Raw genomic sequence first — 1,630 nt, 5'->3', positions numbered from 1 at the left:
TAAGGCACAACCATAATGGTGATGCTATTGGTTAGTATGACTGGTAGGGCAAAGACTCTGCCGCGCAGCGGCTTCGTACAACAAGGCCTTTAAACGGAACAAAAACAGTTGGTTAGGTTTCGCTTCGCTACACATTATAACTAACAATTTTAGTCCGCTTAGTGCGGAGTTAGGTGAATAGGTAAAGTATGGATATTGTCATCGCAATTGCACACATTGCAGGTTCTATTGTTGTACTAATCATATTTAGTACACTCGTAATGTATATGGCCTCAATTGAAGCAGAAAAGATTCAAAAGCAAGCTTCTGCAGAAGTTTCTGTCGCTCTAGGAATTCCAGTTGAAAAACTTGAATCAGAGGCATATGCCAAAAAAATTCTAGAGTATTCACATCATAAATTTAGCTCAGATTTATTTCAAAACAGATTGTCTGATTTATGTGGTTCGATTCGAACTCTATGGGATTGGCTAAGTACTATAGCGCAATTGCTAATACTAGCTGTCGTATGTTGGTATACCGTAACAGACAACTTGGATAATGCTATCTATTCATGGTGGTTAGTCGGTGCAGGAATTGCCTTTTGGCTTATCAGCTACGTTTTTTCATTAACTTGTAATTTGTTTACCGGACGTTACCCGGGTCAAGCTAAAAGAACACGTGAGTCAGTGAGCAAGTGGCTTAAAGAAAATGGTGATGTGTTATTGCGTCAGGAGTGAAAGTCACCTAACAAGACGCTAAAATCGGACAAAAACCAGTTGGCTTCGTTCGTACCTCACAAATTATAGCCAACTATTTTTAGCCACTTAGCGTGGCGTTATGAGTTTCAACCATCGTAGGCACTATGACTTCAAAATTTAATATATCGCTATTTTGTTACAGCTTATCTCTTTTCTCTGGAATTTCTTATTTGTGGGGTTTTTGGCTAAGTTTCGATATAAATATTCTTTCGTTTGTTGCCCTTACTGATATTGTGAAGGCTTCTGTATATCCCACATTGCCTGCTATAGGAATTCTTGCTGCATACTCAGCAATGGATGGTATTAATGCTGTATCTAAAGAACAGCAATCTATAATGATTAGCGAAGGTGGCTTTGCTAAGGGCTTCTCCTACTTTTTTACTGGGTGGTGTATATTTTTAGCCGTTTTTAGTTTTGGAAATGCAATTTATACAGCGTTTACTGAAACTGGCTATATGAGACTTAGAGGAATATACCCGCTTATTGGGCTGGCTTTATTCTTCTATACGGTTCTGAGTAATAAATTTGTGATGAAAGTTCCTATGAATCTAAGGGTATTTATAATATCTATAATTTGTTTCTTGCCCGTTGTTTCCTTTAACAAAGGGTTTTCAAATGGACAGCTGGCAGCGAACCACGAAGAAAAAGGTTTTTATCTTGAGAGTAAAGGCTATTGTTCTTCATCCAAGACTGAGAAATTTCGATATATAAGTAACTTTGGTAGCAGGATATTTACCATATCTTCTAAAGACAACAGCATCTGTGTAAGTAAATCAGACGAGTTTAAATTAATAAAGTACAACGTAAAAAATCATAATAAGAATAGGTGTCGCGCAGCCGACACCTTATTCGGGTGTTGAACAAGTCCGAAGCCCTTCTTTATATAGTAAATA

General features: G+C 37.5%; 2 protein-coding genes. Both read left to right on the top strand.

Annotated features, from left to right (window positions below; translation table 11 throughout):
- The first annotated feature begins 188 nt into the window (after positions 1-188).
- Positions 189-716: a hypothetical protein gene (locus HRT96_RS21895; protein ID WP_293160837.1), complete on the top strand. Its 528-nt coding sequence runs from the start codon at positions 189-191 to the stop codon at positions 714-716.
- A 125-nt stretch (positions 717-841) separates the two neighbouring features.
- Positions 842-1,597: a hypothetical protein gene (locus tag HRT96_RS21890; protein ID WP_293160834.1), complete on the top strand. Its 756-nt coding sequence runs from the start codon at positions 842-844 to the stop codon at positions 1,595-1,597.
- Positions 1,598-1,630: the final 33 nt, after the last annotated feature.

The sequence above is a fragment of the Moritella sp. genome (assembly GCF_013215705.1).
Taxonomy (GTDB): Bacteria; Pseudomonadota; Gammaproteobacteria; order Enterobacterales; family Moritellaceae; genus Moritella.
This window is presented reverse-complemented; position numbering and strand designations above follow the sequence as displayed.

Bases quoted from the DNA above. Each gene is read 5' to 3' on its own strand.
- HRT96_RS21895 (WP_293160837.1), top strand. From the start codon at position 189: ATGGATATTGTCATCGCAATTGCACACATTGCAGGTTCTATTGTTGTA.
- HRT96_RS21890 (WP_293160834.1), top strand. From the start codon at position 842: ATGACTTCAAAATTTAATATATCGCTATTTTGTTACAGCTTATCTCTT.